At 43.8% G+C, this 15,834-nt stretch carries 13 protein-coding genes and 3 pseudogenes; 8 read left to right on the top strand and 8 right to left on the bottom strand.

All coding sequences use genetic code 11. The features are described 5' to 3' along the window. Positions 1-223: 223 nt before the first annotated feature. The 5 genes and pseudogenes from METMK1DRAFT_RS16540 to METMK1DRAFT_RS08600 all read left to right on the top strand — a co-directional run. A pseudogene (locus tag METMK1DRAFT_RS16540) lies at positions 224-478 on the top strand (transposase family protein); the annotation flags it as partial. A gap of 139 nt (positions 479-617) precedes the next feature. After that, entirely contained in the window at positions 618-1,559 is a 942-nt protein-coding gene (locus METMK1DRAFT_RS08615) for a 2-hydroxyacid dehydrogenase (protein WP_009073023.1), read from the top strand. Further along, a complete protein-coding gene (locus tag METMK1DRAFT_RS08610; protein WP_009073021.1) occupies positions 1,546-3,726 on the top strand; it encodes a tRNA(Met) cytidine acetyltransferase TmcA in 2,181 nt (726 codons plus the stop codon). The genes METMK1DRAFT_RS08615 and METMK1DRAFT_RS08610 overlap by 14 nt, the downstream gene beginning before the upstream one ends. Positions 3,727-3,822: 96 nt before the next feature. Continuing rightward, positions 3,823-4,965 carry an MFS transporter gene (locus METMK1DRAFT_RS08605; RefSeq protein WP_009073018.1) on the top strand — a complete coding sequence of 381 codons (1,143 nt, stop codon included), beginning with the start codon at positions 3,823-3,825 and terminating at the stop codon, positions 4,963-4,965. Between the two features lie 216 nt (positions 4,966-5,181). Continuing rightward, positions 5,182-5,547 carry a hypothetical protein gene (locus METMK1DRAFT_RS08600; RefSeq protein ID WP_009073016.1) on the top strand — a complete coding sequence of 122 codons (366 nt, stop codon included), beginning with the start codon at positions 5,182-5,184 and terminating at the stop codon, positions 5,545-5,547. 2 nt (positions 5,548-5,549) lie between these two features. On the opposite strand, the gene METMK1DRAFT_RS08595 is transcribed toward METMK1DRAFT_RS08600, so the two are convergent. Then, positions 5,550-6,443 carry a pirin family protein gene (locus METMK1DRAFT_RS08595; RefSeq protein ID WP_009073015.1) on the bottom strand — a complete coding sequence of 298 codons (894 nt, stop codon included), beginning with the start codon at positions 6,441-6,443 and terminating at the stop codon, positions 5,550-5,552. A 97-nt stretch (positions 6,444-6,540) separates the two neighbouring features. Here METMK1DRAFT_RS08595 and METMK1DRAFT_RS08590 point away from each other — a divergent pair, with 97 nt between their 5' ends. Continuing rightward, entirely contained in the window at positions 6,541-6,921 is a 381-nt protein-coding gene (locus METMK1DRAFT_RS08590) for a putative metallopeptidase (RefSeq protein WP_009073012.1), read from the top strand. 78 nt (positions 6,922-6,999) lie between these two features. Next, complete coding sequence (locus METMK1DRAFT_RS08585; RefSeq protein WP_009073010.1) at positions 7,000-8,100, top strand: acyl-CoA dehydrogenase family protein; 1,101 nt, start codon at positions 7,000-7,002, stop codon at positions 8,098-8,100. A gap of 161 nt (positions 8,101-8,261) precedes the next feature. Here METMK1DRAFT_RS08585 and METMK1DRAFT_RS19120 read toward each other — a convergent pair. The 5 genes and pseudogenes from METMK1DRAFT_RS19120 to merA all read right to left on the bottom strand — a co-directional run bounded on the left by METMK1DRAFT_RS19120 (position 8,262) and on the right by merA (position 12,466). Continuing rightward, a pseudogene (locus tag METMK1DRAFT_RS19120) lies at positions 8,262-8,707 on the bottom strand (hypothetical protein). A 27-nt stretch (positions 8,708-8,734) separates the two neighbouring features. Continuing rightward, a pseudogene (locus tag METMK1DRAFT_RS19115) lies at positions 8,735-9,325 on the bottom strand (hypothetical protein). A gap of 185 nt (positions 9,326-9,510) precedes the next feature. Next, entirely contained in the window at positions 9,511-10,272 is a 762-nt protein-coding gene (locus METMK1DRAFT_RS08575; protein ID WP_009073002.1) for a hypothetical protein, read from the bottom strand. A gap of 195 nt (positions 10,273-10,467) precedes the next feature. Continuing rightward, positions 10,468-10,893 (bottom strand): organomercurial lyase, encoded by a 426-nt coding sequence (gene merB, locus METMK1DRAFT_RS16530; protein WP_009072998.1) that lies wholly within the window; start codon positions 10,891-10,893, stop codon positions 10,468-10,470. A 139-nt stretch (positions 10,894-11,032) separates the two neighbouring features. Continuing rightward, the gene (merA, locus tag METMK1DRAFT_RS08570; protein WP_052300212.1) at positions 11,033-12,466 is read right to left on the bottom strand and encodes a mercury(II) reductase; all 1,434 of its coding nucleotides are present in this window, start codon (positions 12,464-12,466) and stop codon (positions 11,033-11,035) included. Between the two features lie 105 nt (positions 12,467-12,571). Here merA and METMK1DRAFT_RS19500 point away from each other — a divergent pair, with 105 nt between their 5' ends. Further along, positions 12,572-12,688, top strand: coding sequence for a C2H2-type zinc finger protein (locus tag METMK1DRAFT_RS19500; protein ID WP_148206561.1), 117 nt, complete (start codon positions 12,572-12,574; stop codon positions 12,686-12,688). A 1,061-nt stretch (positions 12,689-13,749) separates the two neighbouring features. Here METMK1DRAFT_RS19500 and METMK1DRAFT_RS15665 read toward each other — a convergent pair. After that, positions 13,750-14,307, bottom strand: coding sequence for a hypothetical protein (locus METMK1DRAFT_RS15665; protein WP_009072991.1), 558 nt, complete (start codon positions 14,305-14,307; stop codon positions 13,750-13,752). 170 nt (positions 14,308-14,477) lie between these two features. Next, positions 14,478-15,500, bottom strand: a complete 1,023-nt coding sequence (locus METMK1DRAFT_RS08560; protein ID WP_009072989.1) for an IS256-like element ISMye1 family transposase — start codon at positions 15,498-15,500, stop codon at positions 14,478-14,480. Positions 15,501-15,834: the final 334 nt, after the last annotated feature.

Genomic DNA, 15,834 nt, shown 5'->3' with positions numbered 1-15,834 from the left:
CAGATTTATGATAAGTCGGTTATAAACTTACTTATTTAGACATAACATATTGCGAGGTGACATGTGCCTCTGTTAATAACTGGGCTGAAATCCCTTTCTTGCTAACGCTGACCCCTTCACTCTGCTCATGAGTATTACAGCGACTCCCTCGCCTTAGACCTTTACCTCTTCCCATAATTGAAATATTAGATCAAATATTTTTAGAAGAATGATTTTGGGTCTACCGAGATGTGGACGGGTTTCCCGAAAGGTAGGACTTTCAGGTATGAGAGGTGTGGTTTCACCCTGGACAGGCAACTCAACGCGTCCCTCAACATCTTCCTCAAGATGTGCGGGTTTCCACACCTCTCTCACTCCCACTGGGAGTAGGTGGGTTGGGGTTACCCCGCTAAGGGGGCGGAGGAGTAACGGGTTTCCCCGTGACCCCGGTGAAGCTCAAGGGCTGAGAATTGGATATAAATTCATGAAAATTCAATGAAGCCCGAACCCCCTCCAAACCCCTTCTATAACCGAACAATTTAGATAGGTCCTTTTAGACTACTACATTTTTATGATGTTCGATAATTAGTCGTGTATGTTGTAAGTTTCATTAGCTTGAAGTGGGTAACTTTAGGACGATGAAAGTTTTAGTCACGAGGAGGCTACCTGGAGGATGGATTGAAAGGTTGGCTGAGGAGGTAGATGTAGAGATGTGGCAAGGGGAAATTCCGCCCCCAAAATCATGGATCTTGGAGAGAATTCACGATAAGGACGGGATACTCGTGACGCTCACTGAAAAGGTAGATAAGGAGGTGATAGACGCAGGTAAGAAACTCAGGGTCATAAGCACTTACAGCGTTGGTTTTGATCACATAGACGTAGCTTACGCCAAAAGCAAGGGCATAATAGTTACTAACACTCCTGAGGTTCTAACTGATGCCACTGCTGATCTGATATTTGGACTCCTCATCTCAGTGGCTAGGAGGATAGTTGAAGGAGACAAGTTGATAAGATCTGGGCTCTGGGACAAACCTTGGCATCCGGAATTCATGTTGGGAAAGGAGGTTCATCATAGTACTTTAGGGATATTAGGAATGGGAAGAATAGGAAGAGCCATACTGAAGAGGGCGAAGGGTTTCGACATGAAGGTAATTTATTACAGCAGGTCCAAACACGATGTTGATGCAACTTTTGTCGACCTGGATACTCTACTGAAGGAGTCGGACTTTTTGGTAGTAACGGTAGATCTAAACAGGGAGACCTATCACATGCTCAACTACGAAAGGCTCAGGCTCATGAAGAGGACAGCCTTCCTGATAAACGCGTCCAGAGGTCCGGTAGTGAATGAAGTGGATCTGATCAGGATCCTCGAGGAAGGTAAGATAGCTGGAGCTGCTCTCGACGTATTTGAGAGAGAGCCCTTAGAAAGGGACAACCCCCTCACAAAGTTTCCAAACGTGGTTTTGACCCCGCATTTGGGGAGTGCTACAAGGGAAACCAGGGAAAGGATGGCAGAAGTTGCAGTGAAGAACTTGCTCTTGGCTCTTAAAGGGGAAAGGCCGATCTATGAAGTCAAGTGACGAAGTGAGGTCAGCCCTCGAAAAGGGTTTGAAGGGTTTCTTCAGAAACTTGGTCTTTATAGAAGGTAACCAGTTTCAAAGGGCGGTAGCTGATGTGGTGAAACTTTATCTCGACTTGAACCCTAGGGCCGAGGCAGCATATTACTTTCATCCCTGGGCACCTGGAAGTAAAGGAAGGTTGAGGAACTTAACCTCAGTCATGAATTCAGTAATAGATATTGATTACTCCTCCTCAGAGAGGTTCCTAGGACAGTCCTTTGACCTCGTGTTAATAGACGCATTAGATGATTTCAGGCCCTCCTACATCATGAGGGCTGCCGAAACTGCCCGCGGAGGTGGAGTAGTGATCATATTCACGGATAACCTTCAGACCATGAAGCTATACAAGTCAACCTTGGTGAGAGAAGGAAGGGTAGGAGACCTCTTTGAGAGGAGGTTCATTGAAAAACTAAAGGTTCACAGGGGAATTATAATAGTTAAGGACGATCAGGTCACGGTGAGGTCGTATTCTCCCTCTGAGACGTCTAGGCCCAGGAGGACTAGGATGGGAAAGCACCCAAAGATATCGGAGAAGTGTTTGACCGACGATCAGGTTAAGGTTGTGGACGAAGCTGACCTAGTACTGGAGGAGGGGAGAAAGCTGTTGGCAGTCACTGCCTCCAGGGGTAGGGGAAAGAGTGCCTCAGTGGGTTTGGCCCTCTCTGCCCTAATAGGGGAGACTAAGTATCCTATTTCCGTAGTCGTTACGTCTCCTTCATACTGGTCTGGAAGAGAGGTAATGAGATTCTCGGAGGTGGGGTTGAGGGCCCTTGGAAGGAGATACAAAAAGGTGGAATCTAAGGAAGGCAAGCTAATGGCGCTCGAGGTGGGGGAAAGCAGGATCAGGTGGCTCCCGCCAGATCTATCGAGAGATGCTGACGGAGACTTCATAGTGGTAGACGAGGCGGCAGCCCTGGGAATAGAAACCCTTGATTACTTGTTGAGGAAATGGAAAAAGGGCATCCTAGTCACCACGGTACACGGATACGAAGGATCGAGTAAGGCCTTCTTGAAGTATCTTAGTTCCCTTGAGGAGAGGTTCGACGTTCAGAGGATCAGGTTAGATCAACCCGTGAGGTACTCTAAGGGAGACCCATTGGAGTCTTTCTTATATGACGTCATGCTTCTTGATGCCGAACCGGACATCAACGAGCCTCCAAGAAGTTACGGAGAGGTCACTCCCAACGAGTTGTTCGAGGACGAAAAGAGGTTGAGGAGAATTTACGGCATCCTGGTATCTGCACATTACAGGAACACCCCAGACGACCTGATGATGCTGGGAGACGCAAGCTTTCAAAGGATATTCATAGGCCAGCCGGAGACCGCCGTGGCACAGGTTGTAGAGGAGGGGGGACTGGACGAGACCAGGTTGGAGGGAATATCGGAGGGAGGTGAGAACCTGGGTCATCTCATCCCACACAGGGTAGTAAAGTTCTGGAGATTAAAGGACTTCGGAAAGCTCAAGGGGTGGAGGGTGATGAGAATTGCGGTGGCTCCAGAGCTACAGGGGAAGGGAGTTGGTACTAAGCTGATATCGTATGTGGCCCGGAGGGCCGTGGAGGAGGGGATGGATTGGGTAGGTTCCTCCTTTCTTTCTGATATCAGAGTCTTAAGGTTCTGGCTCAAGAACGGTTTCATCCCCATCCACTTAGCTACCAAGAAAAACGAGAGCCTAGGAGGTTACTCTCTAATAGTACTGAGGCCTATAACTCCTGAAGCTTCAAAGTACTCGTTCCTTCTCTCCTCTTACCTTAAAGACAAGATTCTGAGAACGGCTCACCAGGTATATTTCAATGTTAACCCTGAGCTATTAGCTGAAATACTCTATAACACTCCTAGTACGCCAACAGACGAAATCCCCCAAGTGTATCTCGATAAGGTGAGAGCTTACCTCAGTGGAAATATACCCTATAATTCTGCTGCAGAGGCAGTTCATGCTTTAGCTGAGAGACACTTCAGGGAGGCTAAATTCAGGTTGGAGGGACCTGAGGCTGGCGCCATAATAGCCAGGACTTTCCAAGGTAAGAGTTGGTATCACGCAGGTTTATCGCTAGGGAAGACGAGCAAGGGAGTAGAGGAAGCGTTAAGGGAAGGGATGAAAAAGATACTTTCAGGTTACATTGGCTGAAGCTTATACAGACATAAAAAAAATTTAATCTTATACAAAGTTTTTTATATCTCATACAGGAGGGATGATGGGTTGAAGAGAGTCTCAAGTTCCTTGATGTATGTCGCGGTTATAATATCCTTGATGACTATCGCGACCAGAGCCACAAATAACATGGTAACTACTACTGTGGGCCCGCTGGCCAAGTATCAGTTCGGGTTCTCTAATGTGCAGGTAGGTATTCTCACCGCAGTGATGTATGCAACTACACTCTTCTCTACATCATATCTCAATCCAGTCCTAGTTTCAACCATGAGGAGGAAGTTGTTCATTGCGTCTAACGGCGCAATAGCGATACTTTTGTTGGCGTTCTTCGTGTCGTCCCCTATTCTCGTATGGCCCATCTCAGCTCTAGCTGGACTAGCTTTCGGTCTCGTGATGCCTAACCTTATAACTTCAGCGTCTTTAGTCAACGACAAAAGGTGGGCAGAGAGACTACTCTCCTTGTACTCAGCTAGTCTAAGCATCAGCTTAATCTTAGGGCCAGCCTACGAATCCTTCCTATTAACAAGATTCACGTACAAGTACGTGTTCCTAGCATTCATCCCTCTAGCTGTTCTAGCATTTATCCTATCGTGGAGAGTTAGCTTCCCTAATCTCTCTAGGGAGGTCCACGGCCTCTCGGCCCTCAGAAACAAGGGACTACTAGCGTCAGTTCTAGCTATCACCACGTATAACGTACCTTTCGCAGCAATAACTACCTTCCTCACAATACTTAGCATAGATAGATTCCGCGTACCCAGCGACTTGGCCTACTTCACGTTTTTCCCTTTCTTCCTAACCTCCTTCTTAACTAGGTTCTACATGACCGTCAGACCTTTCAAGTCCCTGAGGACACCGATGTTAGTCTCCGTGATCCTCACGGCTCTAGGTGTCGGCAGTGTTTTGGTTGCCCCCTCGTATTTCGTATTCTTGGCCTTGATGGCAGTTCTAGGAATACCACACGGCTCGGTGTTCCCTATGGCTACCATCATGATACAGAGGGCGACATCTAAGGAGGAACGTAATGCCGTGAACTCCTATTTCCTGGCTTACAACAACATCCTCTTCATAGTTGTCCCGGTCGCAGTAGGTTACCTCTCTCAGCTGATGGGCCTGAGCTTAGCTTTCTCCATTTTAGCTGTACCAGTGATTGCGTCCTCCGTAGCGTTCTTCTCACTCTTCTGGAGGGATCAGATAATGGGTGGGTCTAGTCCCTAGGTAATCGTCTGGCATGTCCTTATCAGCCTTGAGTAGGGACGCGGGATCGGATTAATTCCAAGCATACCGAGTTCAGACTAGAAGAACTCCAGGGACGGTGTCAATCTTATACTCTCTCATAAATCAATATATATTCCTATTTGAAATAAAATGGGACTGCTTAGTACATGATCGTAGGGAAAAAGTATATAAATTAACCTCCCTCAAGAACGGGTGATGTTAAGGCCATTAATAGCCATAGACCTCAATAGCGGACTGAAGTACTCCTCTCTGAGGAACTTCATTCTAAGGATCCTCAGGGCTTTCGGCATAGCCGACGTTGTGTTCATAATTGACGACAAGAACATAATGGAGTTTGCCAGTCATCAGGTATTTCCAATTTCTGACAGTGCGTCCATAGTGGAGCTTGTGAAGGACCTTAGGAAGATCTCTGAGAAGAGGGACGAGCTGGACATAGAACCCGTGATCTCCCTAAAGAGAGAGATGGGCAGGAGTATCCTCATCGTCATTTCAGATAGAAAAATAAAGCACACCCAAGAGTTGGTTTTCAAGTATAACGGGAAAAGGTTAGCTAGGGTATAAACTCACTCGTAGTCCTCCACTTCAGCTCTTGTCTTCACGAAAGTTCCCTCCTGAAGTTCCCTGAATGCCTCTCTTATCTCATACTCGTAGTTCATGACTATGGGGCCGTACCACGCCACCGGTTCCTCCAGAGGTCTACCGGACAGTAACAGGATCTTCAATCCTTCTTCTCCTGCCCTTATTGAGACAGCTCTCCCGTCCCTGTTGTAGACAGCTAACTCTCCCTCACGAAGTTTTTTACTCCCTGAGGGATCTGGATAGCCTTCCCCAGAGAAGGCGAATGCTAGCGCAGTATAGCCATCCTTTAAGTCGTGGATAAAGGTGGTCTCAGGGGGTATTTCCACCTCCAGGTACTGCGCATCCACGAGCGTATCCTTTATGGGTCCTACTACATCTCCTGCCTTTCCTACTACTACCTTCACCTTAACTCCATTGTCCAAGGTGATCTGAGGAATACTATTTGACCTCAAGTTCCTATACTTAGGCGTTATCATCTTCTTCTCTTGAGGGAGATTCAGCCAAAGCTGGAATCCCCTCATCTCACCGTCGGCGTTGACCTCAGGCATCTCCTGATGAAATATTCCACCACCTGCAGTCATCCACTGTATATCGCCAGTCTCTATGACACCGCTCATTCCTGTACTGTCCTCATGCTTAACCCTCCCCTTTAACATATAGGTTACCGTCTCTATACCCCTATGGGGATGCCAAGGGAATCCGGCAATGTAATCCTTTGGGTCGCTGGAGCCGAAGAAGTCGAGTAGCAGAAACGGGTCCGTAAGGTCCACAGTAGAAGGTCCACCGAAAACTCTGTACAGTTTGACTCCTGCTCCGTCCATCGTGTGGTGTCCCTTCAAGATTTGAATTGCTTTTCTCATGCTTTCCTGGCCGTACATAGTGTCAGATTTACTTCGGCAATTAAATATCTTTTGTAAAGTATGGTCTCAAGGGCCTCCGGGAAAACCTTTAAGGAGAGCTGGTCTCATATTTACGTTGAGGTACACCTACGCTAAGGACGTAAAGGAACTGGCTCTCTTTCTCAATTCCAGGTTAAGTCTAGGTCTGGACCTAGGTAAGGTAATATTTATAAGGAGTCAGGGATCCAGGTCTAGGGCACTGGCCAGGACCTTAGGGCTGCCAAGCCAATGGAGATTCATCCTAGGGGACTCGAGGCTTTACATCGTCGAAGTGATATCCGAAAAATACGATAGGCTCTCCTGTGAGGAGAAGGTTTACGTAATCTTGCACGAACTTATGCATATTCCAACGTCCATGAGCGGAGGATTAAGGCATCACGGATACAGAGGGTTCGGGAGCCTGAGGAGGTTGATGAGGATGTTGGACGAAAAGGAGATCGAGGCCTATTGTAAGTGACAATTAATTACTGTGTCTTTTAAAATGTAATAAATGTAAAAACCAAATGTTTAAAGACTTTCCAATGAGATTAGAGATATGGAATCCCTGATTGTCAAGCTCGCTAAAGACTTCGCCGACTCAGAGGTAGCACCTCTCGCGGAAAAGATAGACAGAGAAGATTGGTATCCCAGAGAGCTAATTGGGAGAATGGGAGAGATAGGACTCTTAGATCCTCTGCACCACGGCGTACCTCTAGCCGAGGCCATGTTCTCTCTTTTACAGATAGCCAGACGAAGTGGATCCGTAGCCCTCCTCCAAGACGTTCAAGGCGAGCTGGTGAACGCTCCTCTCAGATTGTTCCTAGGAGACAGGTACAGTGATTTATTGGAGGACATGGCATCAGGGAAAAAGATAGGGTCCTTCGCCCTCAGTGAAACGTGTTGTGGTTCGGACGCTTCCTCCATTCGGACGAGGGCGTTTAGGGATGGAGGGGTGTGGAGAATTTCAGGAGAGAAGATGTGGATAACTCAGGGGCTCTATGCTGACTTCTTCCTCGTTGTAGCCAGGACGGGAGATTTGAAAGAAAGGAGCAAAAACATCTCCATATTTTTAGTTCCCAGGTCAAGCTGTGTGAAGGCAGAAAAGGTAGAGGTACAAGGTAATCGGGGTACGGGAACTGCGAGGATAACTTTCGAGGACTGTGAGGTCGAAGCGTCTCATGTGATAGAGAAAGGCTGGGAGGCTGTGAAGTACGCCCTAGCTATAGGGAGGATCGCCATATCCTCCATAGCTTTAGGGCTGGCCCTAGGGGCAATGGAGGAAGCGTTGGTTTGGGCAAAGGAAAGAGAGGCCTTCGGGAAGAAGTTGATAGAGTATCAAGGACTTCAGTGGTGGTTTTCAGAGTCCTACGCAGATCTTCTGGCTCTGAAGTCCATGCTCCAGGTCACTTGTGACGAATTTCAGAGGAGTTGGAAGGAGGCGGAACCCTTCGTTTCCGCCCTGAAATTGAAGGCTTCCAACTCAGCCCATCGGATCATAGATAGAATGCTCCAGGTCATGGGTGGAATGGGATATGCAAAAGGTAGCAGGGTGGAGAGGGCATATAGGGACGTTAGATTGACGAGGATAGGTGAGGGGACAGATGAAATACAACGCATGATACTCTTCCGCTACGTCGAGAACAAACACCTTCTATGAATATCTAGTAGAAACCTCAGAGTCCGCGAGACGTTGTCTAGTTTGAGCGGAATTGGAAAACTATTATTACATTTCAGTCTCACGAGGGGTCGGACTTTCATAGGCAGCAGTTATGGGACTTTAACGTAACTTAAAGATTTTCATCAGCCCCGGCGGTCAGGCTAAACGGCGCTCGAGGATCTGAGGAACGCCTCCACGCTCCTCAGGTTAAGCTCCACTACCAGCTCCCTGACGACGTTGTTGATGGTGAAGATCGTGAGGTAGCCCTGAAGCCTCTCCCTCCTCCAGAACGAGGAGTCCTCCAGTCCCAAGGCCTTGACGTCCCTGTGGAGCTCCTCGATCTCCCACCTCATCCTCCAGGCCTCCTCGATCTCCTCCTCGCTGAGCGAGAGGTCGGTCGTGTAGAGGTACCTGGCCTGTGTCCCGGAGTCACGTTTATATTCCCGGACTAGCAACTTTACCGTAATAGCTCGGTCTCCCAGGGTCAGGTCGGCGTAGTAGAGTCCGGGGGTAAGTCTCCCACTGGGAGGTGTCCCTCCACCTCCTCGAGGGTCCCCTGGACCGACTCGACCCTGAGGAGCCTCCGGTTGGACTTGAGCTCAGACACCACGTTGTCCGTCACGAGCTTCTCTGACTAGTACCACGAGTCGAAGACGACCCTGGACACGCGGAAGTACCCCTTGAGCACGTCCAACATCTCCCTGGCCATCTCGATCTTGGTCTTGAACTCGGTGACCATCCCCAAGTCCAACATCTTCCTCACGGCGTAGGGGAAAGCTCCCACCATGAACGTCCTGCCCGTGGAGAGGTCCACTACGGCGACAGTGAGGAGCTGCACGCCCCTCTCGAACCTCCCGTGGGTGTGGCAGTAGATTCAGTAGTTCCCGTGGGGGCTCACGTCCCTCCCCCTGGAGTACTCCTTGTGGTCCACGGTGTCGTCTATGATGACGGCCACCTGACCCTTCACCGGCCCCGACAGGACCTCCAGGTAGTCCCTCCACGCGTCGTCGAGTTCTCCCAACGCCTCCAGCAGGTTTGCGTAGTCCAACCCGAACGTCTCGGCCGCGTTCCTCACGCTGGCCCTCCCACCTACCAGGACCATGAGGACTAGCGCCAACCCGACCTTCCTGCTCCTCCCGTTCCTCCTGACCACGCCCAGAACCTGGTTGACCGCCTTGACCAGCCTCTCCCTAGCCAACTCGATCGGTCCCTTTCCGTTCAGCATCTTTTCAGCGGGACGACGTCGAAAAATAAAAACTTCTCGCTAATACCGACTTTCCCGTATTACCTCCCTAAGATTCCCATAACTGCTGTTTAAGACAAAATATACTTTAGAAAATGGTCAGAGAATATGAGAATTAAAGCCGATATATTAATTATTAAAATACAAATTTTTCCTAACTTTTACTTTTAAATAATTTTTAAAAATATTTCCAAGAATATTGTAATAAAACCTATTATAAGCGATATATAATGGTATAAAGTAGATAGTGCTTGTAACTCTTCTTTTCCCCATACATTAGAAATGTAATTACCAGTCATGGTTCCTCCAATTATTAATATTAGCAAGTTAATTTGGAGAAATGATGGACCTATTTTTATTAATGTTATTATTACGTTAATTAACGCTGCACTTAGCGTTGCTAAGGCTAATTTTTCAAGTTTGTATCTTTCTAAATGACAATAGGGAAATCCATATGAAGAAGTTGAAAGTACTATTAAAGAGAAATATTTAGCTATCATAATTCCTAAGGGATTATATTCTTTTGGCCCTGTATTACCTAGATTTTTAATGCGTAATCTTAGCATATATAACAATGTAAATGATGTCGAAGCAAAAGAGTATAATACAAACCCTTCCTTACATCCATAAAATAATAACAATAAGGATCCGATACTTACAGGTAAAAGAATCTCAACTAATTCTGTAAAGTTAAGAGAAGATAAACGATTAATTTTTTGTTTGATGAATTTCCTTAATGCAATGCAATCGTTAATTTGAACGTTAGTAATTGCCAATAGTCCTAAAGGACTTGGTGGAAATAAAGGAGGCACAGTTAAAATAAGGAGTATACATAATAGTGGTGCATATTTATATCTTGTTTTATTTCTAAATAAAGATGTAAGCGCTGAAATAGGGAATACATACCAGTAATCTAACAAAAAATTCAACTATTATGACCTCTTCATATTTAAATGAAATTCACAGAAAAATTCTTAAATATCTTACTAAATATTATACTAAATATTAAGATAACTAATGCTCCTGCTACTGCCCTTAATCCATTACTATGTCCTAAACTTATCAGTATTAATCCTACAATTAATACTATAGTATTACTTATGAAAAGTGAGGAATTCATAATCTCATCCATTATCTAATGAAGAGATAACGTATCTTTTGATTATGAAGAGGGCCTCCTTTACACTTATGGGAATAACTAAATGTCTAATCTCTTCTGGGAGAGTGTTTCTCCAGCTTTCGAATTCCTCTAAATTAGTGAAAAATCTTGAATAAGGGCAAATAGTTGATGGTGTATTATATGAAGGTGGAAGTTTTTCTGCATCATGTGGATTTATAAATGATAATATAAGTTCACTGTTAGCATCTAATTTAAACCTGGTATTTTCACCCGATAATGTAGTTTCTACTATAATATCATTACAAGTAAGTGCAGCATATAGAAGTACATCCAATGCGCAATAGACATATATTTCCTTACTATCTTGCTCAATTATCTTAAAGTTAGTTGGTCTATGTGAAGTTATCTTATTGAGAATCTCTTCGCTCATGTAGTCTCATCTCTTATGTAAGTACAGGCTATTAGGGCGCATTTAGTTTCATCTTCACATTCAAAAATTCCGTAACCAGAATTGCAAATAAACGTTCTTCTTATCGTATAATATTTACTTCTTTTTATTGTCATAAGACTCACTCCACGCAGCAGCTCATCTTAGATGGATCTCTGATAAAGGATTGTGCAGCTAACTTTATGCTTTCTGATATTGTAGGAAATACATGAGTAGTTTCTACTAATTCTTCTAATTTAACTTTATTTTTTACAAGCATTACGCCTTCCATTATTATTTCAGAGGCTAGGGGAGAAAGGATATGAACACCAACTACTGTACCATCTTTAGGATTAACAACTAGTTTAACGAAACCCCTAGTATCTCCGATTAACCTAGCTTTAGCAACATAATCTAATTTTAAGATTCTACAAGAGCATACTTTTTCCCTCTTCATAAGTTCATCTTCCGTTAAACCAACAGAAGCAACTTGAGGATCTGTAAATACTACTATTGGCGTGGTAGAATAATCTATGGTTTCTATATTCCCTTTTATAGCGTTAGTAGCTGCTAATACACCTTCCTTGGCTGCAAGAGTTTCAAGCATTAAACTTTTAGCTATGCAATCGCCAGCAGCATATACTATAGGGTTAGATGTTTGTAAGAATTTATCTACTAAAATATAGCCTTTTTGATCTGTTGTTATTCCAGCTTTTTCAAGCTCTAAATTCTCTGTATTAGGTCTACGCCCTGTAGCTACTAATATCTCATCCACTTCTAGTCTTTGTTTTCCACGCTTAGTACTAATCTCTACTACTTTCGTGTCTCCTTCTTTACTAACCATAGTCACTGTAGATTTAGTGTAAATATTTAGTCCTTCATCTTCTAAATAATCAGTTAATGCATAGCTAATTTCTGGTTCAAAATAAGGACTAGGCAGTATTCTATCCATAACCTCTACTACTGTAACCTCAGATCCTAATCTAGCTAAAGCTTGCCCTATTTCAAGTCCTATAGCTCCACCTCCTATCACTAATAGAGAATGTGGAAGTTCTTTTAAATCCCAAACCGTATCACTTGTTATATAACCTACATTTTGAAGTCCTTGTATAGGGGGTATCGCTGGTCTAGAACCTACCCCTATTATAATTTTAGAACCACTTAATTCTTGTTCTCCTTTTTCTGTATTAACTCTTATTTTATTAGGTTCAATGAAAGTTACATCTCCTTTTATTAAATCCACATTGGAATAATAATTAAGAACTTTCTCATACTTCTCTTCTCTTAATTCCTTAACAACCTTTTTTAATCCACCCATAATATCAGTGAAATTTATTTTTGCAGATAATTCTAATCCAATAAATTTTTTTCTGGATAAGTAATATTTATTTGTAATTTCTATTAAATATTTACTTGGGACACAACCTACATTAACGCATGTTCCACCCAATAATCCCTTGCAGACTATCCCTATTTTAATCTTACCCTCCGTAAGTTCTGAAGCTTTTATTGCAGTAGCAAATCCGCTTGCCCCACAACCTATAATTAAAAGATCATATTTCTTCAATATTTTCACCTATGAACATATATTCATATATACAGTTATTTAAGCTTTTTCATTTACCACCATGGTGGTAAACTTTATATTTTTTAAAGATATGTTAATCTAGGTGAAATATGAATGGCAAAAGAGGAATACAAATGTGAGGCATGTGGAATGACATTCAAATCAAAAGAAGAAGCAGAGAAACACATGAGAGAACATCATTCCCATGAACATCATGGCCATTCTCACTAACATTGTTGTTAACGATAATAAGACATAAGTAGTTTTTTTATTAAATTATCTAATTAGATGAAAGAAAAGGTTCTTTATGAATCATTCAATTTTTCTCAGAGAGAACGATAACTAACTTTTAATCTGGATTAGTTTAGAATTTATTGCAATTCATCTAGCTTAAGAACTAAGAAAGTTCAACTAACCCACAAATCAAAGAAAGGGAATAAAATTTAATATTAATATCATTGGGAGTAATGTGTGGAAAGGAAAAGTAAATTCATTAATACTAAGATAGAGGTTATTTGCAATAAATGTAAAATGCCAGGCAGGCTTGCAATTAGATTAAGACAAAATATTGGCATAGAGTGTTATATATATCATGGAAAATGGCCTTTAGTATCTAAACATAGTGTTTCATGTAATGATTATAAAGATGTAGTTGATAAATTTATAAAACGATAAACATTTTTATACGATGTAAACATTTTATATAATAATCATTATTATAAATAATTTTTATTTTTAATTTTATAATCAATAGGTATCAAAGCTAATGACACATAATACATAGGGAATACACAAAATATAAACTAAGCATAAAAATTAGAGTTCGGCCTTCATCGTGACTATTAATCACTCGGCCTCATCACTCTTCTTCCCTCCCCATGCCGTCTACGGGACTAACTCCCTTCAAGGACATGGGGAGTTTCATTGGGTGCCTTACTCCGCCTCACATTGCTCATAGACTTCATAGTGGCACCCTTCAATAAAATGTTAATGTGAAGGTTTATAAACTTTGATAGTCACACTACACCAGCTTACTTAATAGCATTAAAAGATTTAGGAATTTTAAATGATGGTAAATAATCTAAATTTCACGGCTTATCGGAAACTATTGTCACGGCATACATCCTCAGCTTATTTGATAGTAATTAAAGGATTAGAAGTGGTTAAAGATAACGAATAATTGCGTAAAAATGTTATAGACTTTAATTGCAAGAAGAGAAGATAAGATAGTAGAAAAAATTAAGAAAATAACATAAGGAAGATTATATAATTATCCTTATTTTTTACAATCCTTAACTCCTTAGGACCCTAGCTTTCCTTAAAGCATTTGTAATATGATAAATTGCAAAAACAGAAATAGTGGGTAAAATGTAAAAAATTAGTGCATAGCCTATCGGATTTCCGAAAAATCTAAGAATTGTTAAAAGTAATGATGTATCAGATGAAAATATTGCTAATGTAATTATTGTTGGAACTGATGCACAACAAGTTGATGCCGAAGCTAGGCTAATTCCACCCACAACACCTAAAACTTTTTTCTGTCCCCTAACAGTTGAAAAACCATATCCTAGAAGACTTCCAATGATTATGCCGTAATATAGTATTATAGGTATAATATCTACTTCAATATCGCCTATGAAAAAGAATATAGCTGGACTAAAGGAAATATAATTTACAAAACTCCATAAGTCCCTGCTCGTATACACACTATAACCTATACCTGCGTAAAATCCATTGACAAATCCTGAGAGTGCCACAAAATAAATTCCGAAGATGAATAAATGAAAAATTAAATAAACTCCTAAAGTTATATAGAATATCTTATTTTTAACAAATATATTACCAATCAAGGTATAAGTTAAAATGAAAAGCCCTTCCCAAAATAATAAACTAGTTAAAAAAGATGTGATTAAAGATGGCTGAGCAAGCCAGAAAACTAGAGATGAAAAAGCCAGGGTGATTCAGGGCTCCTTTGCAAATTGTAATATATCTCTCGGTTTAGACTTATTCAATGAAGGAATTACTGAATATATTTGATCATATCACGAAGAAATAAGGGTTCTTGTAATATTATTACAATGATGAGATAACAGGTCGAGAGGTTGTAGTTGAGGGCTATGGCCCGGGCGATCTGGAGTATCCTCCAGGGGGAGTGGCACTTCCCGAACCTCCTCCTCTCCAGGAGGGAGTTGAAGGACTCGGCCAGGTTGTTCGACCTGAGGAGGGGCCAGAGCTCCCTGGGGGCGAGGAGGTAGGAGAGGAGGGGAGAGCCACGGGTGGGGACGGACTCGGCGAGGGAGAGGAGGAGGTCCAGCAAGACCCTCACCCTCCTGTCCACCCTCCGTTTGAGGTGGACCAGGCAGGTCTGCCTCGCGACCTTGATCCCGGAGCGGGAGATGGCCTCGTCCAGGGCCTTCACCCCGTCGGCTACGACCAGGGTGAGGTTGTACCTCCTCCACAGCCTCACCAGGAGGTCCCAGTAGCTCACGACGTCCTCCTCCCCGGTCAGGACCACGTCAAGCACGGCCCTCACACCGTGGTCAGTGAGTCCCAACGCGATTAAGAGGACCCCCCTCCTCCCTCCCCTCAACTTCACGTACTTCCCGTCCACGACCACGTACTTGAAGTCCCCCCTCACCTCCAGCTCCTGGGTCCAGAGCTTGGCGTTCAACTTCCCTCCCAACACGGAGTAGAGCAGGAGGAGGGCCCTGAGCACCACCCCCTCCTCCCTGAGCAGCTCCTCCTCCACCCTCGTCCTCACCCTCTCCCCTCCCCTGTACAGCACGGGCAACCTCACCGTGACCCACTCCAGCCCGTACACTACCCTCCTCCCCAGGAGGGAGACCCTGAACCCCTTCAAGAACCTGTACCTGGCGTAACCCCTCCTCCTCACCTCCTTCCCCCTAGCGTACCTGGGGGAGGTCCTCTCCGCCTCCTCCAGGGCCCTCCTCTCGATCTCAGCCACCGTTTCATTTAATAGCGCGTCCTTCCCAAGTAACTCGGGGACGAGCGAGGTCACCACGTGATTGGATAGAGATCTCATGGTATGACCTAGCGCTCGTCCCCTTTTTAGTGTTACTAATGTAGGATCAATTAAGTCACTTTCATTCTATAGAAACAAATAGAAATCGCAATGGAGCCCTGAATCGCCCAAAATCATCCCTTAGTCTTCTATTACCAATTAACATTGCTAAAGAGAGATTTGTTTGAGTATTGGGTTGATCACAATATGTGGGAGTGTTCTCATACGGTCATCCTATTCGATAAGTAGTGGAGCAATTATTAGAGATGGAAGTTCATCGTTGGCGAAAACTTGTTGTGAGAGGGCTACGAGAGTGTTTGGGTGAGCGAGAAAGAACCTCGTAATCCTCGCACAG

This window comes from Metallosphaera yellowstonensis MK1, assembly GCF_000243315.1.
In the GTDB taxonomy this organism is placed as follows: domain Archaea; phylum Thermoproteota; class Thermoprotei_A; order Sulfolobales; family Sulfolobaceae; genus Metallosphaera; species Metallosphaera yellowstonensis.
Note: the sequence above shows the minus strand (reverse complement) of the source record. Positions and strands in the feature narration are given on the sequence as shown.

Bases quoted from the DNA above. Each gene is read 5' to 3' on its own strand.
- METMK1DRAFT_RS08615 (WP_009073023.1), top strand. From the start codon at position 618: ATGAAAGTTTTAGTCACGAGGAGGCTACCTGGAGGATGGATTGAAAGG.
- METMK1DRAFT_RS08610 (WP_009073021.1), top strand. From the start codon at position 1,546: ATGAAGTCAAGTGACGAAGTGAGGTCAGCCCTCGAAAAGGGTTTGAAG.
- METMK1DRAFT_RS08605 (WP_009073018.1), top strand. From the start codon at position 3,823: ATGTATGTCGCGGTTATAATATCCTTGATGACTATCGCGACCAGAGCC.
- METMK1DRAFT_RS08600 (WP_009073016.1), top strand. From the start codon at position 5,182: ATGTTAAGGCCATTAATAGCCATAGACCTCAATAGCGGACTGAAGTAC.
- METMK1DRAFT_RS08595 (WP_009073015.1), bottom strand. From the start codon at position 6,443: ATGTACGGCCAGGAAAGCATGAGAAAAGCAATTCAAATCTTGAAGGGA.
- METMK1DRAFT_RS08585 (WP_009073010.1), top strand. From the start codon at position 7,000: ATGGAATCCCTGATTGTCAAGCTCGCTAAAGACTTCGCCGACTCAGAG.
- merB (WP_009072998.1), bottom strand. From the start codon at position 10,893: ATGAGCGAAGAGATTCTCAATAAGATAACTTCACATAGACCAACTAAC.
- METMK1DRAFT_RS19500 (WP_148206561.1), top strand. From the start codon at position 12,572: ATGGCAAAAGAGGAATACAAATGTGAGGCATGTGGAATGACATTCAAA.
- METMK1DRAFT_RS08560 (WP_009072989.1), bottom strand. From the start codon at position 15,500: ATGAGATCTCTATCCAATCACGTGGTGACCTCGCTCGTCCCCGAGTTA.